Source organism: Paenibacillus hubeiensis (assembly GCF_032334105.1).
GTDB lineage: Bacteria > Bacillota > Bacilli > Paenibacillales > Paenibacillaceae > Paenibacillus > Paenibacillus hubeiensis.
In genome coordinates this window covers 378,353-402,801 of the sequence record NZ_JAVYAE020000001.1, presented here as the reverse complement: position 1 = coordinate 402,801, position 24,449 = coordinate 378,353, and the positions used below count along the sequence as shown (strand labels likewise).

Annotated in this window: 23 protein-coding genes; all 23 read left to right on the top strand. The window is 50.0% G+C overall.

Annotated elements, in window-relative coordinates:
• Positions 1-34 precede the first annotated feature (34 nt).
• The 23 genes from RSX24_RS01865 (at position 35) to rpsO (ending at position 24,275) form a co-directional block, all read left to right on the top strand.
• A complete protein-coding gene (locus tag RSX24_RS01865) occupies positions 35-589 on the top strand; it encodes a hypothetical protein (RefSeq protein WP_343259519.1) in 555 nt (184 codons plus the stop codon).
• A 3-nt stretch (positions 590-592) separates the two neighbouring features.
• Entirely contained in the window at positions 593-1,216 is a 624-nt protein-coding gene (locus RSX24_RS01860) for a peptidase (protein WP_343259518.1), read from the top strand.
• A 227-nt stretch (positions 1,217-1,443) separates the two neighbouring features.
• On the top strand, positions 1,444-2,142 hold the full coding sequence (rpsB, locus tag RSX24_RS01855; protein WP_236417117.1) for a 30S ribosomal protein S2: 699 nt from the start codon (positions 1,444-1,446) through the stop codon (positions 2,140-2,142).
• Between the two features lie 116 nt (positions 2,143-2,258).
• A complete protein-coding gene (gene tsf / locus RSX24_RS01850; RefSeq protein ID WP_236417118.1) occupies positions 2,259-2,909 on the top strand; it encodes a translation elongation factor Ts in 651 nt (216 codons plus the stop codon).
• A 237-nt stretch (positions 2,910-3,146) separates the two neighbouring features.
• Complete coding sequence (pyrH, locus tag RSX24_RS01845; protein ID WP_236417119.1) at positions 3,147-3,875, top strand: UMP kinase; 729 nt, start codon at positions 3,147-3,149, stop codon at positions 3,873-3,875.
• Complete coding sequence (frr, locus tag RSX24_RS01840) at positions 3,875-4,429, top strand: ribosome recycling factor (protein ID WP_236417120.1); 555 nt, start codon at positions 3,875-3,877, stop codon at positions 4,427-4,429. The genes pyrH and frr overlap by 1 nt, the downstream gene beginning before the upstream one ends.
• 89 nt (positions 4,430-4,518) lie before the next feature.
• Entirely contained in the window at positions 4,519-5,286 is a 768-nt protein-coding gene (gene uppS, locus RSX24_RS01835; protein WP_236417121.1) for an undecaprenyl pyrophosphate synthase, read from the top strand.
• Positions 5,287-5,302: 16 nt separating this feature from the next.
• Complete coding sequence (locus RSX24_RS01830; protein WP_236417122.1) at positions 5,303-6,097, top strand: phosphatidate cytidylyltransferase; 795 nt, start codon at positions 5,303-5,305, stop codon at positions 6,095-6,097.
• Positions 6,098-6,165: 68 nt separating this feature from the next.
• Positions 6,166-7,320: a 1-deoxy-D-xylulose-5-phosphate reductoisomerase gene (locus RSX24_RS01825; RefSeq protein ID WP_343259517.1), complete on the top strand. Its 1,155-nt coding sequence runs from the start codon at positions 6,166-6,168 to the stop codon at positions 7,318-7,320.
• Positions 7,321-7,807: 487 nt separating this feature from the next.
• Positions 7,808-7,972, top strand: coding sequence for a DUF4135 domain-containing protein (locus RSX24_RS32265; RefSeq protein ID WP_438286751.1), 165 nt, complete (start codon positions 7,808-7,810; stop codon positions 7,970-7,972).
• A gap of 147 nt (positions 7,973-8,119) precedes the next feature.
• The gene (rseP, locus tag RSX24_RS01820) at positions 8,120-9,391 is read left to right on the top strand and encodes an RIP metalloprotease RseP (RefSeq protein WP_236417125.1); all 1,272 of its coding nucleotides are present in this window, start codon (positions 8,120-8,122) and stop codon (positions 9,389-9,391) included.
• Between the two features lie 62 nt (positions 9,392-9,453).
• The gene (gene proS / locus RSX24_RS01815) at positions 9,454-10,908 is read left to right on the top strand and encodes a proline--tRNA ligase (protein WP_343259516.1); all 1,455 of its coding nucleotides are present in this window, start codon (positions 9,454-9,456) and stop codon (positions 10,906-10,908) included.
• Between the two features lie 146 nt (positions 10,909-11,054).
• Entirely contained in the window at positions 11,055-15,377 is a 4,323-nt protein-coding gene (locus tag RSX24_RS01810; RefSeq protein ID WP_343259515.1) for a PolC-type DNA polymerase III, read from the top strand.
• Between the two features lie 189 nt (positions 15,378-15,566).
• Positions 15,567-16,028: a ribosome maturation factor RimP gene (rimP, locus tag RSX24_RS01805; protein WP_236417128.1), complete on the top strand. Its 462-nt coding sequence runs from the start codon at positions 15,567-15,569 to the stop codon at positions 16,026-16,028.
• A 124-nt stretch (positions 16,029-16,152) separates the two neighbouring features.
• Positions 16,153-17,250, top strand: a complete 1,098-nt coding sequence (nusA, locus tag RSX24_RS01800) for a transcription termination factor NusA (RefSeq protein WP_236417129.1) — start codon at positions 16,153-16,155, stop codon at positions 17,248-17,250.
• A gap of 26 nt (positions 17,251-17,276) precedes the next feature.
• On the top strand, positions 17,277-17,585 hold the full coding sequence (gene rnpM, locus RSX24_RS01795; RefSeq protein WP_236417130.1) for an RNase P modulator RnpM: 309 nt from the start codon (positions 17,277-17,279) through the stop codon (positions 17,583-17,585).
• Complete coding sequence (locus RSX24_RS01790) at positions 17,578-17,907, top strand: L7Ae/L30e/S12e/Gadd45 family ribosomal protein (RefSeq protein ID WP_236417131.1); 330 nt, start codon at positions 17,578-17,580, stop codon at positions 17,905-17,907. The genes rnpM and RSX24_RS01790 overlap by 8 nt, the downstream gene beginning before the upstream one ends.
• Positions 17,900-20,539 (top strand): translation initiation factor IF-2, encoded by a 2,640-nt coding sequence (infB, locus tag RSX24_RS01785; RefSeq protein WP_343259514.1) that lies wholly within the window; start codon positions 17,900-17,902, stop codon positions 20,537-20,539. The genes RSX24_RS01790 and infB overlap by 8 nt, the downstream gene beginning before the upstream one ends.
• A 25-nt stretch (positions 20,540-20,564) precedes the next feature.
• Entirely contained in the window at positions 20,565-20,924 is a 360-nt protein-coding gene (gene rbfA / locus RSX24_RS01780; RefSeq protein WP_236417134.1) for a 30S ribosome-binding factor RbfA, read from the top strand.
• A gap of 19 nt (positions 20,925-20,943) precedes the next feature.
• Positions 20,944-21,915 (top strand): DHH family phosphoesterase, encoded by a 972-nt coding sequence (locus RSX24_RS01775; protein WP_236417136.1) that lies wholly within the window; start codon positions 20,944-20,946, stop codon positions 21,913-21,915.
• Complete coding sequence (gene truB, locus RSX24_RS01770; protein ID WP_343260056.1) at positions 21,915-22,838, top strand: tRNA pseudouridine(55) synthase TruB; 924 nt, start codon at positions 21,915-21,917, stop codon at positions 22,836-22,838. The genes RSX24_RS01775 and truB overlap by 1 nt, the downstream gene beginning before the upstream one ends.
• Positions 22,839-22,906: 68 nt before the next feature.
• The gene (locus tag RSX24_RS01765) at positions 22,907-23,845 is read left to right on the top strand and encodes a bifunctional riboflavin kinase/FAD synthetase (RefSeq protein ID WP_339277495.1); all 939 of its coding nucleotides are present in this window, start codon (positions 22,907-22,909) and stop codon (positions 23,843-23,845) included.
• Positions 23,846-24,005: 160 nt separating this feature from the next.
• Positions 24,006-24,275, top strand: coding sequence for a 30S ribosomal protein S15 (gene rpsO, locus RSX24_RS01760; protein WP_056700672.1), 270 nt, complete (start codon positions 24,006-24,008; stop codon positions 24,273-24,275).
• The last annotated feature ends 174 nt before the right edge of the window (positions 24,276-24,449 follow it).

Genomic DNA, 24,449 nt, shown 5'->3' with positions numbered 1-24,449 from the left:
TTTTTGAAACAGGATGAGCATAAGGAGAGATTCGATGTCACCGTGGATTATTATTGTCATACTGGGAGGCTGTGCCATCGTTTACGCTCTGATTCAGCCGAAGAAAAACAAGAATGAAGTACCGGAACAGAAGCTTGTTCAAGAAATGGAGGCAACGCTTGAGCATTATATGGCCGAAATCGAGAGGGATAACGATACTCTGATTCAGCGCGTTGCCGAAATGAAGGGAGAAGCCGCGGCTGCGGATCAGCGCATGCAGGCCCAGCTTGATGAACTGGAAAAACGGTTGAAGGGACTTGAAGAGGCCCGGGTTGAAGCAGTGAACGAAGTTTATGTCCGGAATTCGATCTCCGAAGCGCCGGCAGGAGAAACCAAGGAGACCGCGTTTCAACCTTCTTTGGCGGCTGCCGAGCAGCCAAAGATGGATGAATTGGCCGATCCCCAACGCGAAACCATCAAAGCGCGGTATGCGGAGTTGTTCCGGCTGCATGGAGAAGGGAAATCCATGGATGCCATCGCAAAACACACGGGGATTCAACGCGGAGAAGTGCAGCTGATTTTACAGCTTGCAGAACGGGAGGAGAGCTGACGCATGGACAAGCGCTCCCTATGGATCGGAATTGGCAGCGGCATGATTGTCGGAGCGGTATTGCTTCAGCTTGCCAACGTGGGACAAAATGCTTTAGCCGATAACGGTTTGGAGCCTGAGCAGGTTTCGTCGTTATCGAGGGAACAGCTGGAGAATGCTGCGAAGAGCATGGATCTCAAGCTGGTTGACAATGATGCAGAGCTCTATACCGAGACCGAATGGGTGGAAAAAAAGAAACAAGAGAGCAGCACGCTGCAGGGAGAGACGGCAACGGCGCCGAAAGAGACGGAGCCGGCCGAAAAACCCGAAACCCCTATTGATCCGCAGCAGCCTTCTGCAGATGCTGCGGATTCGCCAACACAAACGAGCAAACCCGAAACCTCAAAGCCTACCGCCCCTGCGGAACCGAAGAAACAGGTCTCTTTTCGGATCCGTTCGGGAAGCACACTTGTGATGGTAGCGGAAAATCTCGAAAAAGCAGGCATTGTGGATGATGCCGAAAGCTTCATCAAAGCAGGCCGGGAAGCAAAGATTAACACCAAAATACAAGTAGGCACCTACTCTCTTGAAAAAGGTGAAAGCTACCAGTCCATCATCGACAAAATCATCAAAGAACCGTCAAGCTGAGCTTGCTCAGACAGGACGGTTCTTTGCTTGCAGCGGCAGATGCAGGAGCGGATAGAAACATTCGACGTAAATGTTGCAACCAACAATTTCTTGTGTTATATTAGATAACGGTGTTAAAACACACGCATGGCTAATTTTGTTGAGGGTGCTTTCCTGATGGAGAGTCTTGGCAAAAAATGATGCCTGCGGAGGGACACAATAAAAACCATATTAGGAGGTGTGTGAAGATGGCAGTAATCTCCATGAAGCAGCTTCTTGAAGCTGGGGTACACTTCGGTCACCAAACTCGTCGTTGGAACCCAAAAATGGATCGTTATATCTTCACCGAAAGAAACGGAATCTACATTATCGACTTGCAAAAAACAGTTAAAAAAGTCGAGGAAGCTTACAACTTCGTTAAAGGAATCGCAGCTGAAAATGGTACAATCCTGTTCGTAGGAACCAAAAAACAAGCTCAAGATTCCGTTAAAGAAGAAGCTGAGCGCGCTGGTCAATTCTACATCAACCAACGTTGGTTGGGTGGTACTCTGACAAACTTCCAAACGATTCAAAAACGTATCGATCGTTTGAAACAATTGGAAGCTTGGGAAGAGGACGGCACTTTCGGCGTATTGCCTAAAAAAGAAGTTATCTTGCTTCGCAAAGAAAAAGATCGTCTGGAGAAATTCCTCGGCGGTATTAAAAATATGAAAGGCCTGCCAAGCGCCCTGTTCATCATCGATCCTCGCAAAGAGCGTATCGCTGTTGCCGAAGCTCGCAAATTGGGTATCCCAATCGTTGGTATCGTTGATACAAACTGCGATCCAGACGAGATCGATTATGTTATTCCAGGTAACGACGACGCGATCCGTGCCGTTAAGTTGCTGACAGGTAAAATGGCTGATGCCGTAATCGAAGCTCACCAAGGCGAAGAAACATCCGCTTAATCGAGCTCGCATTATACCTTAAGAATTAAATGAAAAGGGTGGTTGGTAGGTGGATAACCTCTCACTGCCCTTTTTTTAGAGTGTACTTACAAAACTCATTTTGGAGGGAATTAACAATGGCAGTAAATGCGAGTGCAGTAAAAGAACTTCGTGAAAAAACAGGCGCAGGTATGCTGGATTGCAAAAAAGCGCTGGAAGAAGCAAACGGTGACCTGACAAAAGCGGCTGAACTGTTGCGTGAAAAAGGTCTGGCAGCTGCGGCAAACAAAGCTGGCCGTGCAGCAACTGAAGGTACAGTGGAATCCTATATTCATGCTGGCGGACGGATCGGCGTTCTGGTTGAAGTTAACTGCGAAACGGACTTCGTAGGTAAAACAGACCAATTTAAAGAGTTTGTTAAAGATATCGCAATGCAAATTGCAGCAGCAAGCCCTAAATTCGTAAGTCGCGAAGAAGTTTCCACGGAAGAGTTGGAAAAAGAAAAAGAAATCCTGAGAGCACAAGCACTGAACGAAGGCAAGCCTGAAAAAATCGTTGAGAAAATGGTTGAAGGCCGCATCGGCAAATACTACGAAGAGTTCTGTTTGCTGGAGCAACCTTTTGTTAAAGACCCTGACAAAACGATTTCTCAATTGCTGAATGAAAAAATCAGCCAAATCGGTGAAAATATCTCCATCCGTCGTTTCGTTCGTTACGAACTGGGTGAAGGCCTGGAGAAAAAAGTCGACAACTTCGTAGAAGAAGTTATGTCCCAAGTAAACAAGTAAGCAATAACGAATGATTGCCGGTTAGTCAAAATGCTTTTCGAAGATATAAGAATGAACAAACTTCGAAGCTCGCAACTCCCTTATATCTAAGGAAAACAATGCCTTTCCGGATCATCGTTTTTCCTAAAAAGAGTGGAACACAAGCTGTGTTCCTTTCTTTTTAAGCAGGAGGCTACGCGCGAGAAGTTTTGTTGATTGAACGCCGGAGGCGCTCAATTCAAAGTGGAGGGTGAACAATTGGAACAGCCAGTATTTAAACGCGTTGTATTAAAGGTTAGTGGGGAATCCCTTTCTGGCCAAAACGGCTACGGTATTGATGCAGAGACGATCTCTTCGATTGCCCAGCAGGTAAAGGAAGTTGTTGAATTGGGCGTCGAAGTCGCTATCGTATGTGGCGGCGGCAACATCTGGCGCGGTATCGCCGGAAGCGAAAACGGCATTGACCGGGCAACGGCCGATTATATGGGTATGCTGGCAACAGTCATGAACTCGCTCGCCCTGCAGGATGCACTCGAACAAATCGATGTGCCTACGCGCGTGCAAACATCCATTGCGATGCAGCAAATTGCAGAACCGTACATTCGTCGTAGAGCCATTCGTCATCTGGAGAAAGGCCGGGTCGTTATTTTTGCAGCAGGTACAGGTAACCCGTTCTTTTCCACGGATACAACAGCGGCGCTGCGCGCAGCGGAGATTGAAGCTGAAGTCATCCTGATGGCTAAAAACAAAGTGGATGGCGTCTACTCGGCAGATCCATTCAAGGATAGCAAGGCTGAGAAATACGAGCAGCTGACGTACCTTGATGTACTTAATAAAAATCTAGGCGTGATGGACTCGACAGCGTCTTCGCTCTGCATGGACAATAACATTCCGTTGATTGTATTTGCCATTACAGAGCAAGGCAACATCAAACGCGTTGTTCTTGGCGAACGGATTGGAACAATCGTTAAAGGGAGTGTAGATTAATGCCACAAGCAGTTAAAAAAAGTGCTGAAGAACGTATGGAAAAGGCCATTCAGGCATTGCGTCGCGATCTTGCGACTCTGCGTGCCGGACGTGCCAGCTCAGCTCTGTTGGACCGAATTCAAGTTGAATATTACGGCGCGATGACGCCTCTCAACCAGTTGGCCAACATCAGTACGCCGGATTCCCGTACGCTGATGATTCAGCCTTGGGATAAATCTTCGATGAGCGACATTGAGCGCGCGATCATGAAATCCGATCTCGGGCTTACGCCTGCAAATGACGGAAGCATGATTCGCCTGTCCATTCCTCCGTTGACTGAAGAGCGCAGAGCCGAACTTGTCAAACTTACCAAAAAGTTCGGTGAAGAAAGCAAAGTGGCCATTCGAAACATTCGGCGCGATGCAAATGATGACATCAAAAAAATGGAAAAGTCGGACATTTCCGAGGACGAATCCCGGAGACATCAAGACGATATCCAGAAATCGACGGACAAGTTTATCGCTGAAGTCGATAAGGTACTCGCTGCCAAAGAAAAAGAAATTATGGAAGTGTAAGACAAGCGCAGCCCCTCCGATACGGTGGGGTTTTGTCTCTTTTTCCAAGCTTCAGGTGAAGAAACTTCAAGGATTTTGGAGGAACAGGAATGATCAAACGGGTTCGGTCGTGGTGGAATGGGGCTGAAAAGCAGGAAACGCTGACGATTTCCGGGGACAATATCCCGGAGCATGTTGCCATCATCATGGACGGAAACGGACGCTGGGCCAAACGGCTTGGACTTCCGAGGATCGCCGGGCACCAAAGCGGCATGAAAGCCGTCAAGCGTGCGGCCATAGCAGCGGATGAACTGGGGATTAAATATCTGACGATGTACGCTTTTTCGACAGAAAATTGGGCGCGTCCAAAAGAAGAAGTGGACTTTCTGATGCGGCTTCCGCAAGAATTCCTGGCGATAGAGCTGGATGAACTGATCGAAAAAAATGTTCGTATTTCCATGATGGGTCAAGAGGAATATTTGCCTTCCCACACCGTGGATGCTTTACGTGAGGCAATTCAGCGTACGCAGCATAATACCGGGTTGGTATTGAATTTTGCAATGAATTACGGAAGTCGCAAGGAAATGACGGACTGTACCAAGCAGATTGCATTGAAAGTGCAGTCGGGGGAATTGTCGATCGAGGAAATCACGCCTGAAGTGATCGACAAACATATGTTTACTGCAGGCATGCCTGATCCTGATTTGTTAATCCGCACAAGCGGCGAACTTAGACTCAGCAATTTTATGTTGTGGCAATTGGCATATAGTGAATTATGGTTTACGGATATATATTGGCCTGAATTCGGCAAACAGCATTTGCTTGAAGCCGTGGCCGAATATCAGCGCAGGTCACGGCGTTACGGCGGTTTGAAATAGATGGAGGATGAAGCCGTTGAAACAGCGAATAACGACAGGAATAATAGCAGGCGCGTTGTTTTTGGGTTTTTGCCTGCTGGGTGGACCCTGGTACCATGGATTGGTACTGGTAATGGCTCTCATCGGTTATTATGAGTTTGTGAAAATGACAGGGCTGCCGCCCTTTTCGGGCGCAGCCCTAATCGGGTATGCAGGTGTTTTTGCATTGGTGTTTCCATGGGAAATGCTGTGGGACCATCGCCCGCTAACGTTATTTCAGGTGGGCTGGCTTGTTATGCTTGTGTTGATGGCAACCTCGGTTGTAACGAAAAACAGAATATCGGTGAACACGGTAGCCATGCTGTTTCTGGGCGTGGTTTACGTAGGGGTTGGCTTTTATTACATTGCGGAATCGAGGCATTTGCCAAACGGTCTTTTTTGGACGTTTTTGCTGCTCGGTTCCATTTGGTCCAGTGATGCAGGGGCCTACTTTGTAGGAAAGCTTATCGGCAAAAACAAGCTGTGGCCATCGATTAGCCCCAACAAAACGGTTGAAGGAGCGTTGGGTGGCATTGCGATTGCAATTGTGACCTCGCTTGTTTTTGCATGGGCTTCGGACGGACTGCTCACTTGGGAAAGGGCGATATTCATCGGGCTTGCCGCTGCGGTGGTAGGGCAGATGGGGGATTTGATCCAATCCGCATACAAACGTATATATAACATCAAGGATTCCGGCAATCTGCTTCCGGGACATGGAGGCATCTTGGATCGATGTGATAGTTGGATCGTGGTATTCCCGTTTGTACATATACTGATGTTATTGCCCTATTAATTACGAATGCAGATCGTGTATGGCGAATGGTCGTACATGTAATGGGATAAATGAAAATGAGGTGCAGCATGAAAAAAATTGCGATTCTCGGTTCTACCGGTTCCATTGGAACTCAGACACTGGATGTCGTAGACATGCATCCAGACCTTTTTCAGGTCGAGGGTCTGGCTGCCGGGGGAAACATCGAACTTCTGATAGATCAAGCCAAACGTTACAGGCCGAAAAAAGTATCCGTCGGTTCCAAGGAGCTTGCAGACAGGATCGCTCCATATCTACCTGCGGGAACACAGCTGTGTTACGGCGAAGAAGGTCTGATTGAAGTTGCAGCCGGAACCGATGCAGATACGGTAGTCACTGCGGTAGTGGGCAGCGTCGGATTGGAGTCCACGCTGGCAGCGATCGAAGCAGGCAAACAAATCGGCCTAGCCAATAAAGAAACGCTGATTACCGCCGGCCATATCGTTACTTCCCGGGCTGCGGCCAAAGGCGTAGCGTTGCTTCCCGTGGACAGCGAACACTCTGCCATTTTTCAATGCTTGAACGGGGAGAATCGGGATCGCATAAAAGGCATTACGCTCACGGCATCGGGGGGCTCCTTCAGGGACTTGTCCCGCGAACAGCTGGAGCACGTGACCGTTGAAGACGCATTGAAACATCCGAACTGGTCTATGGGATCCAAAATCACGATCGATTCCGCCACAATGGTCAACAAAGGACTTGAAGTGATTGAGGCTCACTGGCTATTCGGCCTTGATTATGATCAGATCGATGTGCTGCTTCACCCGGAGAGCATTGTCCATTCTTTTGTGGAGTTTGAAGACACGAGCATCATTGCCCAGTTGGGAAATCCCGACATGCGCGTACCGATCCAATATGCCCTGACTTATCCCGATCGATTGCCGTCACCTTCCAAGAGACTTTCGCTGGCACAAGCGGGGCGATTGAATTTTCGCGAGATGGACATGGAACGGTTTCCATGTTTAAGAATGGCTTATGAATGTGGAAGAATGGGAGGAACTGCGGCCACGGCTTTCAATGCGGCTAACGAGGTAGCGGTAGCGGCGTTTTTGAAAGGGCTGATTCCATTTTTGCAAATAGAATATATCATCGAGAAAGTGCTTGATCAGCACGTTCTTATTCAGAATCCGGTGCTTGAGGAGATTCATTTGGCAGATCAACAGTCGCGCAGGTTTGCCGAGTCTTTGATTGAATTGAATTCATAAACGGAATAGGGTATTTATGGAATCAACTATATGGTATAATATAGTTGATTTTTTACATTGTTGAGCATCCACCAGACACGCCAAGCGGACCGCTGGGCTTTCGTGTTTTACGAAGCACGGGTCATATCATATACTGTGAACCATCGTATTTCTAAGGTCCCCTTCAAGATCTGTTCTGATCGAAAAGGTGGCCTTTCTACATATTTGAAGGAGGAATCGGACATAGCCAGCCAATGAATGGTTATACATCCCTTGAGAAGAGCAATACACTAAGCTTGCGGAAGGGAGTATACGGACGTTAATATAAAAGCTGCAGCGCTAGATGTGAGGATTGTTGAAGGGCGTTACACCTCATGATCAATATGAATGCTACAATGTTACTAAGAGACGTTGTATAGGTTGAATCGATACCGATCATGGATCCGGTTCTGGGCCAAATCCAGGGGACCAACAGCTCGCAGTCTTTCGCTAGTTTAAAGCGTGTGCTATGCCTCAAGAGATTTCGTGCTATGATTATCGTTATGGCGGGTACGTTCCGCTGCTGCATGTTCCGGGTTCAATTGATATTCATTTTGAGAATATTATCGATTATGGAGAATATCCTCTATTCATAGAAATGGAAACCCTGTTTTCAAATGAAGTCGAGCAGTGAAGGCTTGGCCGCTACCCGTTCATGAACCGTCGTTTGGAAGATATCGCACTTGGCAGCGATCCGAGATCCAAAATACTTCTTGGTATTTTTTTGAGAATAATGTTATTCTAAAGCTTGCATACTAAGTTGAAGGAGGTGCAAATGTAGTTGGAAACTCTAAAAATCGCGTTCTATGTGTTCATGATGTTTTTTGTGATTGTTGCCATTCATGAATGGGGCCATTATTATTTTGCGAAGCGTGCAGGCATTTTGGTTCGTGAGTTTGCTATCGGTTTTGGTCCTAAAATGTTTTCATATAAAAGAGGCGAAACTCAGTTTACGTTCCGGTTGCTTCCATTTGGCGGTTATGCCAGAATGGCAGGCGAAGATCCTGATATTTCTCTTATAGACGTAGGGCAAACCATATGCGTTCGCATCAAAGACGGCAGCATCGAAAAGATATTCACCGCCAACCTCGAAAAGTATAAGAATGTCATTAAGGGTGAGGTCCTGCATGTGGATTTGGAGACAAATCTGCAGTTGGAATTGGATGTGGATGGGGAACGTATGGCATTTTCTGTTCATCCTCAAGCCCTTATCGTGGGAAAAGACAACACCATGCAGATTGCGCCTAAAGATCGTTGGTTCAGCAGCAAAACGGTCGGGCAGCGTGCTATGGCTATTTTTGCAGGGCCGCTGATGAATTTCGTGCTTGCGTTTGCATTGTTTATTATCTATATCCAGGTGAGCGGCGTTCCCGTTGAAAATCCTTCTTACATAAAAATAGCCGAGGTTTCGGCTAATGGGCCTGCGCAGCAGGCAGGTTTGAAGGAAGGGGACATCATCAAGTCCATTAACGGTACGGCTGTTGGGGCGGATCAACAGAAACTGATCAGTCTCATCTCCGAATCCAAAGGCAAATCTATGGATTGGATGATAGAACGGGGAGGTCAGGAGGCCTCCGTCTCTGTAACTCCTGCGGACGTTGATGGATCAGGAAACGGCAAGGTAGGGATCTCTCTTGGATATCCGACCAGACAAGCCGGTTTCATCGAAACGCTGTCGCTTTCGGGCAAATATACCATCGAAACATCCAAACTGATCTTTAAAGGTCTTCAGCAGCTCGTGCAAAATTTTGCCTTGGACGATATCGGGGGGCCTGTAAGAACGATTGAGGTTACCGGAGAGATTGCTAAATCTGGCTTGGATCGATTAATATATTGGAGCGCCATGATTAGCATTAACCTGGGTATTTTCAACCTGCTGCCGATCCCGGCGCTGGACGGAAGCCGTCTCATCTTTCTCGGGATCGAAGCGGTGCGCGGCCGGCCTCTGAACCCGAATCGGGAAGGCATGGTACATTTTATCGGTTTTGCGATGTTGTTTGTGCTAATGCTTGCAGTAACTTATAATGATATTCTACGATTAATTAACAGATAATTATGGTTGGACTGTCTTTGCAGCCAGTGAAGATGGTCGTAATGGGAGGACACTGGATTCTTATGTCGAAGGAAAATGATAAACAGTTCGTGACTGAAATTACGCCACAGGGAGAGGACTTTTCCCGCTGGTATATTGATGTGATTAAAAAAGCCGATTTGATGGATTATTCCCCGGTGCGCGGCTGCATCGTGTTCAAGCCGGACGGATTTGAAATCTGGGAGCATATCAAGGATGAGCTGGATCGCCGTTTCCGCGAAACGGGCCATCGCAATGCCTACTTCCCGATGTTCATTCCGGAGAGCTTTTTCCAGAAGGAAAAAGAGCATGTGGAAGGCTTCAATCCCGAGCTGCCCTGGGTCACCGAGGCTGGCGGAGAAAAGCTGGAAGAGCGGCTTGCGATCCGCCCGACGTCGGAAACGATCATCGGTCACATGTATTCGAAATGGATCCAGTCCTATCGTGACCTGCCAGTGCTGATCAACCAATGGGCGAACGTCGTTCGTTGGGAGAAAAGAACGCTGCCGTTCCTGCGTACAAGCGAATTCCTTTGGCAGGAAGGCCATACGGCGCATGAGACCGAAGAAGAAGCACGTGAAGAAACGATGCGCATGCTGGAAATTTACCGCGAAGTGGTCGAAGAGTATTTGGCCATTCCGGTGATCAGCGGTCAGAAGACGCCTTCCGAGAAATTCGCGGGAGCGGTGGACACGTACTCGATCGAAGCGATGATGAAGGATGGACGTGCCGTACAGGCCGGAACTTCCCACTACATGGGCACGAACTTTGCCAAAGCCTTTGAAATCCAGTACCTCAGCCGCGAAAACGTGCTTGAGCATGCCTATACGACATCCTGGGGTGTAAGCACGCGTTTGATCGGAGCACTGATCATGGTTCATGGCGACGATCGTGGATTGGCACTTCCTCCAAAAGTGGCACCGACGCAAGTCGTGATGATCCCGATCGGACCGCCAAAAACGCGTGATGCCGTCGTTGGCCGCGCCGACGAGTTGTTCTCCGAATTGAAAAAAGCGGGCATTCGCGTAAAAATGGATGACCGCAGCGACGTACGTCCTGGTTGGAAGTTCAACGAGTATGAAATGCGCGGAGTCCCTGTCCGTCTGGAAATCGGACCTCGCGACATGGAGAATGGCGTTTGTGTCCTCGTATCCCGCATCACGGGCGAGAAAAAAGTGATTGAACAGGCTAACCTGGTGGAAGAAGTGCAGAACATGCTGGCACAGGTACAAGGCGAAATGCTGGAGCGTGCCCGCAGCTTTATGTCGGAAAACTTCTACTCCGTGGATACGCTGGACGAAATGAAACAGCTCATGGAAAACAAACGCGGCTTTACGCTGGCTGGCTGGTGCGGCTCGGAAGATTGCGAAGATAAGGTTCGCGAAGTGACGGGGGCAACAAGCCGCAACATTCCGTTCGAGCCAAAGGAACAAAAGCATACCTGCTTGGCTTGCGGTGAAAAAGCGAAACATACCGTTGTGTTTGCAAGAGCCTACTAATCAGGAAGAAAGGGTGAATCCAACGATTCATCCCGCGATGTAGAATGGAGAGCTTCTGTCAGAAAAAATGAGTCGGTGCCGGATCGGATCGAAGACATTTTGGACACAGGAGCTTTTCCTGTTTTGAAGGCACGAGGAGGAACATGATGAGTGGAATCGAGGAAAAGAGAAAACGGTTTGAATTGTTGATGAAGCAGGCCGAGCTTCCGTCCGGTTTGGTAGAGCCTTATTTTCTGGACGGATGGATCGAAAGGGTGGAAACGAGCCGCAGCAATCGCGACTGGAGCATTCTTATCGTAAAGGATACTTTGGTACCTGCGCCGATCTACCGGACATTTTGCCTGCATATTCAAGAAAAGCTGAATCATATCGCCAAAATTACGTTTGGCTTCAAATACAATGAACAAGTACAGCTCGGCGACATCGTGAGCGAGTATTGGAATTTGTTTCTGGAATGGGCGCATCGGGAAATTCCGTCCGTCAATGGATGGATGAGCCGGGCCCAGTTCGAATGCCAGGAGGATTTGCTGCAGCTGACGATGAGCGACGCCATGTCGCTGGAGCTTGCGCGCAAAAAACAGATCGATCAGGCCATTATGACCTTTTATGATAAATACTTTAATACATCGTTGCGCGTAAAAATGGCTGTCGGAGAACGTGGGAACAATCAGGAGGCCATGGAGCAGTTCCAACTTAAGAAGCGGGAAGAAGAGCGGCAGGTCATCGAACAGATGAGGGCTGCAGCCGTCGAATCCGAGATGCCGGAGGAAGAAGATCAGGGCGAGCTTCGCCTGCAAATGGGCTATGAAATCAAAGAACCGCCAGTGCCTATGCAGGACATTCAGGACGAAGAGAAAAAGGTTACGCTGCAAGGGACCATTTTTGGCTTGGAAAGCAAAGAGCTGCGTAACGGCAATACGTTGTTCACGTTTTTCCTGACCGACTTTACCGACTCGATGCAGATGAAGATGTTTGCGAAGACGAAGGAAGATGTCAAGATCCTCAGCCTGCTGGCCAATGGTAAATGGGTCAAAGTCCGTGGGCGTGTCGAATACGATCGGTTTATGCAGGTTCCGGAGTTGGCCATGATTCCTTCCGATCTGATGGAAGTCAAGGCCCCACCGTCCCGCAAGGACAATGCGGAGGAGAAGCGCGTCGAATTCCATCTTCATACAACGATGAGCACGATGGATGCCGTAACCTCCATTGACAAATACGTGAAAACGGCTGCTGCCTGGGGGCATAAAGCGATCGCTGTCACGGATCATGGCGGCGTGCAAGTATATCCGGAGGCGGCCAAGGCGGCGAAGAAAAACGGCATCAAAATGATCTACGGGCTGGAAGCCAACGTGGTTAACGATTCCGTTGCCGTTGTGCTGGCACCCCAGCCGCTGGAATTAAAAACGGCCACGTATGTGGTATTCGATATCGAGACAACGGGTCTGTCGGTCACCCAAAACAAAATTATCGAGATCGCCGCGGTGAAGATGCAGGACGGCAAAGAAATCGATCGGTACGCCTCCTTCGTCAACCCGCATGAGCGAATTCCTTACAACATTCAACAGCTCACCAACATTACGGATGAAATGGTGAAAGATGCGCCAGAGCTTGAACCGGTCATTCGCGATTTTGCTGCGTTCGTGGGTGACGGGGTGTTGGTTGCGCACAATGCTCGATTTGATATGGGCTTTATCCAGGCTTCCCTGAAAAGCCTGGGCATGCCGGAGCTGCCTAACCCTGTCCTGGATACGTTGGAGCTGGCGAGGCTGCTCTATCCTACGATGAAAAACCACCGGCTTAACACGCTTGCCGACAAATATAAAGTGGCGCTTGAAAGCCATCACCGGGCCATTGACGATACGGTGGCACTCGCTGGCATCCTGAACGGTTTGCTGAACGATGCGGCTCAAATGAAAGGGTTGACCATGCTTGACCGTCTGAATGACTATGTCGGCAAAGACCTGTCCAACACGCGTCCGTTTCATTGCTGTATTTACGCGCTGAACGGAGTCGGGAAAAAGAATCTGTACAAGCTGGTATCGTTATCCCATACGGAGTATTTCAAACGCGTGCCATGTATCCCGAAATCGAAGCTGGTTGAACTGCGCGAAGGGCTGCTCATTTTGTCAGGCTGCGAAAAGGGTGAATTTTTCGAAGCGGTGCTTAACAAATCGTTGGAGGAAGCCGAGGAGATTGCCCAGTTTTACGATGTGCTCGAAATTCAGCCCTTGACGATGTATATGCACTTGGTCGAGAAGGCTTTGGTCGCTACGCCGGATGAGCTGAAAACGGCCATTCGCAAAGTGGTGGACATCGGCGACAAGTTGGGCAAACCGGTCGTTGCGACGGGGAACGTGCATTATTTGGAGGAACGGGACAAGCTGTTCCGCGACATTACGATTCACGGCATTACCGGCTTCAGCCCGCTGAAGGATATTCGCAAACCGGACGCCCATTTCCGCACCACGGATGAGATGCTGCAGGAGTTCGAGTTCCTTGGCACGGACAAGGCGTATGAAGTCGTTGTGACCAATACGTCCGAATTGGCGGACCGTTTTGAAGAGATCAAGTTGTTCCCGGACAAGCTCTTTACGCCGAACCTGGAGGGGGCCGACGAGGAAATTCGCAATACGTGTTACAATACGGCGAAATCGATCTATGGCGAAGAGTTGCCTGAAGTCATCGTAGCCCGGCTGGAAAAAGAACTGGGTCCGATCATCAAATATGGATTTTCCGCGAACTATCTCATTTCGGAGCGGCTCGTTAAAAAATCCAATCAAGACGGTTACCTCGTCGGATCGAGGGGATCGGTCGGTTCCTCGGTCGTGGCGACGTTCCTGGGCATTTCCGAGGTTAATCCGCTGCCTGCCCATTACATTTGCACCAATTCGGATTGCAAATACAGCGAATGGTTCCTCGATGGCAGCGTGCCTAGCGGATTCGATCTGCCCGAGAAGGATTGCCCGAAATGCGGCAATAGGCTGAAAGGCGAAGGACAGGACATTCCGTTCGAAACGTTCCTCGGATTCAAAGGGGACAAGGTTCCCGATATTGACTTGAATTTCTCCGGCGATTACCAGCCGCATGCGCACAATTATACGAAGGTATTGTTTGGCGACAAGGCTGTTTTCCGGGCTGGCACCATCGGCACGGTGGCGGAAAAAACCGCGTTCGGTTTTGCGAAAAAATACGAGGAAAGCCACCACAAGAAATGGCGCGGGGCCGAATTGAACCGGCTTGCTGCCGGCTGTACTGGCGTTAAACGGAGCACGGGACAGCATCCCGGCGGGATCGTCGTTGTGCCTGATTACATTGAAGTCGAAGACGTTACCCCTGTGCAGTATCCGGCGGACGACGTCAATGCCGAGTGGAAAACGACGCATTTTGACTACCATGCCTTTGAGGAAAACTTGCTCAAACTCGATATTCTGGGACACGATGATCCGACCATGATGCGTATGCTGCAGGATTTGACGGGCGTGGATCCGACGACCATTCCGATGAACGATCCGAAGGTGATGAGCATGTTCAACTCGACGGAGGCGCTCGGCGTAACGCCTGAGCAGATTCGCTCACCTGTTGCTACTTTCGGGGTGCCGGAGATGGGAACGAAGTTTGTGCGCCAGATGCTTGTGGAATCCCAACCGTCCTCTTTTGCGGACTTGCTGCAGATTTCCGGGCTGTCGCATGGAACCGGAGTATGGCTCGGCAATGCGCAGGAATTGATCAAAAACGGAACGTGCACGATCAAAACGGTCATCGGCTGCCGTGACGACATCATGCTGTTCCTGATTTACAAAGCAGGCATGGACGCCAGCCTTGCTTTTAAGATTACGGAAAGCGTGCGTAAGGGACGTGGTTTGCCGCAGGAATGGATCGATGAAATGAAAAAATGCAAAGTGCCGCAATGGTACATCGATTCCTGCCTCAAAATCCAGTACATGTTCCCGAAGGCGCATGCCGCTGCTTACGTGATCTCGGCTGTGCGTACCGCTTTCTTTAAGTTGTATTATCCGATTCAATATTATGCAACGTATTTCACGGTTCGTGCCGAGGACTTCGACATCGAGCTCGTGTGCCAGGGCTACGATGCCATCTATCGCAAAATCGTCGAGATCGAGCAATTGGGCTTCCAGGCTCCGCCAAAAGAAAAAAACATGCTGCCGATTTTGGAGATGGCGCTTGAAATGACAGCGCGAGGTTTCTCGCTCAAGCCGATTGATCTGTATCGTTCCGAAGCGACGAAATTTATCGTGGACGGCAATTCGCTGATTCCGCCGTTCTCGGCGCTGGCCGGGATCGGTGACAATGCTGCGCGCAATATCGCGGCGGCGAGAGAGCATGGGGAGTTCCTCTCCATTGAAGATTTCCAGCAGAAGTCGAAGGCCAGCAAAACGATCGTCGAGCTTCTTACGAGCATGGGATGCTTCCGAGGTTTGCCTGAAAGCAACCAGTTGTCCTTGTTCTAAAGGGCGAAGGTTAGAGCTTACTTGTCACTATTACCAGACTATGTTATAATTTCTGGAGTGAACGAGATAGTACGAATTTCTGAAGAGTGGGGAAACCCACTCTTTAGTCTTTGGTATGAAAGAATCTTGGGTATTTAACAACTGCCGGCAACTATTGGCCGGTGTAACCTAAGTTGGAGGTTATCGGTTTTGAGCACATCGAAGATTAAATCTACTGTGGAAGAAATGATCCAACCCTATTTGAATGAACAAGGCTTCGAGCTGGTTGACATCGAATATGTCAAAGAAGGCAGCAGTTGGTTTCTGCGGGTATATGTCGACAAAGAAGGCGGTATCGACATTGACGATTGCGTCATGATCAGCGAGCAGCTTAGCGCCAAGCTCGACGAGACCGATCCGATTCCGACCGTCTACTTCCTTGAAGTGTCCTCTCCGGGTGCGGAACGTCCACTGAAAAAGCCGGAGGACGTTGCCAAAGCCGTAGGCAAAAACGTATATGTGACGACCTACGGACCGGTGAACGGAATGAAAGAGTTTGAAGGCAAACTGCTTTCTTTTGATGGCAGTGAGCTTGTCATTGAGGCCGGCAAGAAACAACATGCCGTTCCTTATGACAAGATTGCAAGCGCGCGCTTGGCCATTCTGTTTTAGGTACCTTGTTCACTTACCTAATGAAAAGACACATCCCTCGCGATAACGGCAAGGTGCCCGGCAGTTTTGGGCCTTCGCCGTTTTACGTATGGGGTGCCATGTTTGAAAGGGGGATCAATTATTCATGAGTATGGACTTTATTGAAGCAATGAATGAATTGGAGCGGGAAAAAGGGATTAGCAAGGATGTGCTGTTTGAAGCCATCGAAGCAGCTCTGATTTCCAGCTACAAACGGAACTTTAACACAGCTCAGAACGTGCGCGTCGACATGAACCGCAACACGGGCGTCATCCGGGTATATGCCCGCAAATTGATCGTCGAGGAAGTATTGGATTCCCGGACGGAAATTTCCTTGCCGGCAGCCCGCGAAATCAATCCTCACTTCCAATTGGAAGATATCGCGGAGATTGAAGTTACGCCGCGCGATTTCGGCCGCATTGCCGCCCAAACGGCGAAACAGGTCGTGACGCAGCGCATTCGCGAAGCAGAACGCGGGTTGATTTACAACGCTTTCGTGGATAAAGAGGAAGATATCGTCACAGGCGTTGTGCAGCGTCAGGATTTGCGCAATATTTACATCGACCTGGGCAAGATCGAAGCGGCATTGCCTTTGACGGAATTGATGCCGAACGAGAAGTTTGCTCACGGCGACCGGATCAAGGCGTACATCACGAAAGTGGAAAATACGACCAAAGGCCCGCAAATCATTTTGTCCCGTACGCATCCAGGTTTGTTGAAACGTCTCTTCGAGCTGGAAGTTCCCGAGATTTTCGACGGCGTGGTAGAAATTCGTTCCGTCGCTCGCGAAGCTGGCTTCCGTTCCAAAATCGCGGTGCATTCCCGCAATGAGGAAGTCGATCCGGTCGGTTCCTGCGTAGGGCCGAAAGGCACGCGCGTGCAGACCATCGTGAATGAGCTGCGCGGCGAGAAAATCGATATCGTTCGATACTCTGAACAAGTGGATGAGTATGTGGCCAACGCCCTCAGCCCTTCCAAAGTTTTGGAGGTTCAGGTATTCGAGGAAGAGAAGATGGCGCGGGTCATCGTTCCTGACTATCAGCTCTCGCTGGCAATCGGGATCAAGGGACAGAATGCCCGTCTTGCGGCCAAACTGACCGGTTGGAAGATCGATATCAAGAGCGAGACCCAGGCAGAACAGGAGTTTGGCAGAGAAAAGGATTCTTCCGCGGAAATGCATCAGGATTCCGTCTCCGTCGACTAGAGCTAAGCACGGGGGGGCGTTAATGTATGAAACCAAAAAAAGTACCGCTGCGCAAATGTGTGGCGTGCCAGGAAATGATGCCCAAAAAGCAGCTGATTCGCGTGGTCAAAACGCCCGAGGATGAGGTGCTGATCGATCTGACTGGCAAAAAATCCGGACGTGGCGCGTATTTATGCGGCAAAGAATCTTGTTTCAAGCTTGCATTCAAAAACCGGTCCCTGGATCGGGCGTTGAAAGGCAAGGTTTCACCGGAAATTTACGAGCAGCTGGCTGCAGACTTCATTCGCGTGGAGGATGAATTCAAGGCTGCGCAGGAGCGTGATCAGGATGAGTGACCAAAAAGTGTTATCTTACCTCGGACTCGCGATGCGCGCAGGCAAGCTGGCTACCGGTGAAGAAATTGTGCTCAAAGCAATCCGCTCTTCCGAAGCTAAAATGGTTATTGTTGCGGGTGACGCCTCGGCCAATACACAAAAGAAATTTCGCGACAAATGCGGTTCCTACCAGGTGCCGCTCGTCATCGGTTTTGACCGGGATCGCCTGGGTTCAAGTATCGGTAAAGACACGCGGGTTGTTCTTGCAGTAACGGACGTTGGGTTTGCAAAAATGATCTCCAAGCAAGTCGGTATAATGTCGGAGGTGGAGTATATTGAGTAAACAGGACAACAAGGATAAATTGCGGGTTTATGAATATGCGAAGTCCCTTAACATGAGCAGCAAAGAAATCATAACCATTCTTAAAAAACTGGATATTCCGGTGAACAATCATATGAGCGTCATGGAGAATGGTTCGGTGGATAAAGTGGAACAATTTTTTAAAAACATAAAATCATCTGCAGCTACGAAGCAAGGCTCCGAACCAAAGTCCGTTGCCACATCTTCGGTGCGCAGCGACAAAACAGTGGACAACAGCAAGCCGACCGGCGGAGTGAACACGCCGGGCAATTCAAGTTCTTCCGGCAGTCCCGTACAAACAAAAATACAACAGGAAAAGCAGGTAGGTATGAACAATAGACCAAATTCCAACAATAACAACGGCTCCCAAAGACACAGCGGCCAAGACAGCCGCAACAGATCCAATAACTCCCAAGGTTCAAACCAAGGGGGACAATCCGGCAACCGCTCCAGACCGGCGCAAAACGGAACTAACGGCAGTGCAGGCTCCCGTCCGCAAGGCGGAACTGGCGGCAGCACTGCATCCCGTCCGCAAGGCGGAACTGGTGGCAGCACCGGATCCCGTCCGCAAGGCGGAGGACAGCGCAGCAACAACAGCGGTGGCGGTCAAGTAAGAAACGCAAATTCAAGCAATGGCGGCAATCGCAGCGGCGGCCAAGGCCAGAGCCAAGGTCAAGGACAAGGACAACGCCGAGGCGGCCAAGGCGGTTCGGGCGGAAACAACAACGGTAACCGTTCCAACAATGGTGGCGGACGTCGTTTCGATGACGGACGCGGCAACAACTTCCGCAACAATCGTGGCGGCAAAAATAACCGTGGCAGAAATCAACACCAGTCCCCGCCGCGCGAAAAAATCGACAATACGCCGAAGAAAATCATCGTTCGTGGTGACATGACGGTAGGCGAAACAGCGAAGCTGCTGCACAAAGACGCTTCCGAGGTGATCAAAAAGCTGATTGGCATGGGCGTTATGGCGACCATCAACCAAGAGCTCGATATTGATACGATTCTTCTTCTCGCGGGTGAATTCGGTGTTGAAGTCGAAGTGAAAATCCCGGTTGAGGACGATCGTTTCGAAACGGTTGAAGAGAACGACGATCCGGCAGATTTGCAGTCCCGTCCACCGGTCGTTACCATCATGGGTCACGTTGACCATGGTAAAACAACGCTGCTTGATGCCATTCGTAGAACAAACGTTACAGGCGGCGAAGCAGGCGGAATCACGCAGCATATCGGTGCTTATCAAGTCGAGATCAACAACAAGAAAATCACGTTCCTGGACACGCCAGGTCACGAAGCGTTTACCGCTATGCGTGCGCGTGGAGCTCAGGTTACGGATATTACCATCATTGTGGTAGCTGCCGATGACGGCGTCATGCCACAAACGGTTGAAGCGATCAACCATGCCAAAGCGGCCGGACTTCCGATTATCGTTGCCGTGAACAAAATCGATAAACCGGGTGCGGACCCAGATCGCGTTAAACAAGAATTGACCAACTATGAGCTCGTTCCGGAAGAGTGGGGCGGCGACACGATCTTTGTTAACGTTTCGGCGAAACAACGCATCGGACTGGAAGGTCTGCTTGAAATGATTCTGCTCGTTGCAGAAGTAAACGAGTACAAAGCCAACCCGGACAAACGTGCCCGCGGTACGGTGATTGAAGCCGAGCTCGACAAAGGCCGTGGCCCGGTAGCTCGCGTTCTCGTACAGCACGGAACATTGAAAGTCGGGGATGCGTTTGTTGCAGGTAACTGTTTCGGACGTGTGCGCGCAATGGTCAATGACAAAGGACGCCGTCTGAAAGAAGCCGGACCTTCGACACCTGTAGAGATTACCGGTTTGACCGAAGTTCCAGGCGCAGGCGATCCGTTCATGGTATTCGAAGACGAGCGCAAGGCACGTTCGATTGCCGACAAACGCGCGATTACGCAGCGTGAGTCCGATCTGGGCACCAACACACGCGTAACGCTGGATGACTTGTTCAAACACATCAAAGACGGCGAAATCAAGGATCTGAACGTGATCATCAAAGGTGACGTGCAAGGTTCGGTTGAGGCGCTGAAAAGCTCCCTTGCCAAAATCGAAGTCGAAGGTGTGCGCGTAAAAATCATTCACAGTGGTGCAGGTGCAATTACCGAGTCTGACATCATTCTCGCGACGGCATCGAACGCCATCGTGATCGGTTTCAATGTGCGTCCTGACAATCAGGCGAAAATCACGGCTGAGCAGGAGCAAGTAGACATTCGTCTGCATCGCGTCATCTACAGCGTGATCGAGGAAATCGAACAGGCGATGAAGGGTATGCTTGATCCGGTCTACAAAGAGAATGTCATTGGGCATGCAGAAGTTCGCAACACGTTCAAAATCAGCAAAGTGGGTACCATTGCAGGTTGTATGGTTACTTCCGGCAAAATCACACGTTCGGCGGAAGCTCGCCTGATTCGTGACGGCATCGTGCTGTACGAAGGCAAGCTGGATTCCTTGAAACGTTACAAAGATGATGCTAAAGAAGTAGCACAAGGCTACGAGTGCGGTATTACGCTGGATAATTACAACGATCTCAAAGAAGGCGACGTGATCGAAGCCTTCGTGATGGAGACCGTAGAACGATAAGCAAGGAAGCATGAGGTGAACAACGATGGCCAAGATTCGTACTGGCAGAGTAGGCGAACAGATCAAAAAAGAGCTTAGCTTGCTGATTCAATCGGAACTGAAAGATCCGCGCATCGGCTTTGTCACGGTGACAGGCGTTGAAGTAACTAACGACCTGTCCCAAGCCAAAGTATATCTGAGTGTTTTCGGGGATGAAGAACAGAAGGATAATTCGCTTAAAGCGCTCGGAAAAGCAAATGGGTTTTTGCGTTCCGAGCTTGGCAAGCGCATCAGACTTCGCCATGTTCCCGAATTGATCTTCAAGATTGATGAGTCGATTGCCTATGGCAGCCGCATTGAAAAGCTGCTCGGGGATATCGGCAGCGATAACAACGAATCCCAGTAATTGCATAAAGGAGACGGCTATGCACACTTATGAACAGGCGCTTCAGGACGGAAAGCAATTTCTGCTGGAGCATGACGATTACCTGGTCGTGTCGCATGTACAGCCGGACGGTGACGCAGTCAGCTCTACGGTAACGGTGGGCTGGCTGCTGTCATGTCTGGGGAAAACTTTCACGATGATGAACGAAGGCGAAATTCCGCAGCGCATGCGCTTTTTGTGGAATGCGGACCGCATCGTGAACATGACCGAACAGCCGCCGCAGCGGAAGTACAAAGCAGTCATTTGCGTGGATTGTGCAGATTTTGCAAGAGTGGGCTTAACGAAGCAATATTTTGAAGAAGATGCCCTCATTTTGAATATCGACCATCATCCGACCAATGACGGTTACGGCACGGTGAACATCATTAAACCGGATGCAGCAGCAACGGCTGAAATTTTATTCGATTTTGTCGGACAGTTTCCGATCCAGATGGACAAGGCTGCGGCTACGGCTATTTATACAGGACTGTTAACGGATACGGGTGGATTTCGGTATGCCAACACAAGTCCTAATGTGATGACAACCGCCTCCAAATTGCTGGAGTATGGCGTGGATGGGCCGATGCTGGCCCAAATCCTGTTGGAGCAGGTTACTCTCCCGCAGGTGCGTATCCTGAACAAAGCGCTTTCCAGTCTGAAGATGACCGACGATGGCAAAATTGCCTGGGTAGTGATCACTCCCGAGGACATGGTGGCTTGCGGCGCGGCGAATGAAGATTTGGAAGGGATCGTCAACTATCCCCGCAATATTGAAGGGGTTGAAGTCGGTATTTTTTTCAAAGTCATTCATGACCAGGCCGTCAAAGTCTCTCTTCGTTCTGCAGGCAAGGTCAACGTCGCTGCACTCGCGCAAACCTTCGGCGGAGGCGGGCATGTGCTCGCTGCCGGTTGCCGGCTGGAAGGAAGCTTGGATGATATCGTAGACCGTGTATTGAAGCAGGTGAATGTATGATGGTAAAACCGTTTGAAGGGATTTTGCCGGTGTATAAGCCGGCAGGATTCACGTCCCATGATGTCGTTGCCAAAATGCGGCGAATCTTGAAGATGAAACGGATCGGACATACAGGAACGTTGGACCCTCAAGTCACGGGGGTACTCCCTTTGTGTCTTGGACGAGCAACAAGAGTTGTGGAGTACATGCAGGAACTTCCGAAGGAGTATCTGGCAACGTTGAGACTTGGATTGTCCACCGATACAGAAGATATGACAGGTGAAGTTACCCAGCGGGCGGATGAACCGGTTCGTGTGGCAGAGGCGCAAGTTTTGCAGGTATTGCAGCAGTTTCTGGGTACGATCTCCCAGGTTCCACCCATGTTTTCCGCGGTCAAGGTCGATGGCAAACGGTTGTACGAGCTTGCCCGTGAAGGAAAAACCGTGGAACGCAAAAGCCGCGAAGTGACTATTCATGAATTGGAGCTGACGGGCATGGACGTCAGAGAAGATGTGACGGACATATCCTTCCGCGCGCTATGTTCCAAGGGCACCTACATACGGACGTTGTGCGTCGACATTGGCAAGGCGCTAGGATATCCTTCCACGATGGTGAAGCTGGAACGTACGATATCTGCAGGCATTCCGGCAGACCGTTGCTTGCATATCGAAGACGTGGAGCGGCGTATGGCGGACGGAACGTTGGCCGATGCGCTGATTCCAGTGGATGAAGCTATTGCCTACTTGCCTGCCCATACGGTTGGCGATGCGCAGGCCAAAGGAGCCCTTCAGGGGCAAAAGCTATCGGCAAAGCTGCTCGATCCTCCCGCGGAGAAACCCGGTCTTCTGCGTTTGTATGCGCAGGACGGCACATTTTATGGTATTTTCGAACGGGATGAAGCCAAACCGACGGTGAAGGCGGTTAAAGTTTTTTTGCCGGAATAAGGAAAACTTGAGTTTAGGCCGCGGTGATGCTAAGCTCTGTCTATCAAGCGAATTGCAGGTGAATGATTGTGAAAACGGTAATGCTATCGTATCCGCGGACGTTATCGTCCGAAGAATTGCATCCCCAGCCGCAGGTGCTGGCCATCGGCCAATTTGACGGACTGCATCTCGGGCATGCCAGCGTCATTTTATCGGCTGTGCGCATTGCGCGTGAAACCGGCACGCAAGCGGCCGTCATGACTTTTCACCCACACCCGAAAGAAGTCATGCGCAAAGGGGACTATGAGGGATATTTGACTCCTCTGAAAGATAAAGAAGACATCCTTTCAGCGATGGGAGTGGATGTGCTCTATGTTGTTGAGTTCAACGAACAATTCTCCCACTTGTCGCCAGACCAGTTTGTGCAGGATCTGCTGCTTCCATTACAAACGCGAACTGCGGTCGTCGGATTCGATTTCCGTTTCGGCCACAAGGGAGCAGGGGACGAAGCGCTGCTTCGAGAACTGGGGGGCGAGCAAATGAGCGTGGAGACGGTGCCGCCGTTTCTGTTAGGCGGCAAGAAGGTCAGCAGCTCGCTCATCCGGGGGCTGCTCCAGCGGGGCGAAATGGATGAGGCGAGTCGCTGGCTTGGAAGGCCGTACAGCATACGCGGCACCGTGGTGCATGGGGAGAAAAGAGGGCGAACCATCGGCTTCCCTACCGCCAATCTTGAGCTTACGGACCGTTACGTTGCACCGGCTACCGGCGTTTATGCCGTGCGAGTGGAGTATCGGGGACAGGAGCTGCGCGGGGTCATGAACCTTGGTGTGAAACCGACGTTTCATGAGCAGGGCATGAAACCGACCTTTGAAGTGCATCTGCTCGATTTCGAGGGGCAGCTGTATGATGAGGAATTGAAGGTAGAGCTGGTTCATTACATCCGTCCGGAACGCAAGTTTGCATCCATTGATGCACTCATCGCCCAGATTCGCGAGGATGCATTGACTGCCGCAAGGCTGCTCGGTTAACCATTGCATAATAAAATGGATGTTTACATTTACTTTTATTGGGCAACTATGATATAATGTACTACGTTGTCCTTCGGGGCGACATTAACCTTGGCTTGGTTGCTTGCTCTCACCGGCGGTAACGAGGCTAATGGCGATTATTATGAAGGAGGTGAATAGGATGGCATTGACTCAAGAACGCAAACAACAACTGATCGACGAGCACAAAACTCATGAGTCCGATACAGGATCTCCTGAAGTGCAAGTTGCTATCCTTACGGAAAACATCAGAAGTTTGACAGACCACTTGCGTACGCACAAGAAAGACCACCACTCCCGTCGTGGCCTTTTGAAAATGGTAGGTCAACGTCGTAAGCTTTTGGCTTACGTGAAAAACAAAGATGTTAAACGTTACAGCGCACTGATCGAAAAACTCGGATTGCGTCGTTAATTATCGTACATGTCTTCAAAACCAACCTGGCTGTTATCCGCCGTTCTTTTGTCTGAAAGGACAAGCGGGCCCACAGCCGGGTTGTTTTGTAGATGAACGCGGTGCCATATATTTGTAAATGAACGCTCCGCAAGGAGCTTTTGTTTTGCATGAGAGTATATTAGAGCATGCAGG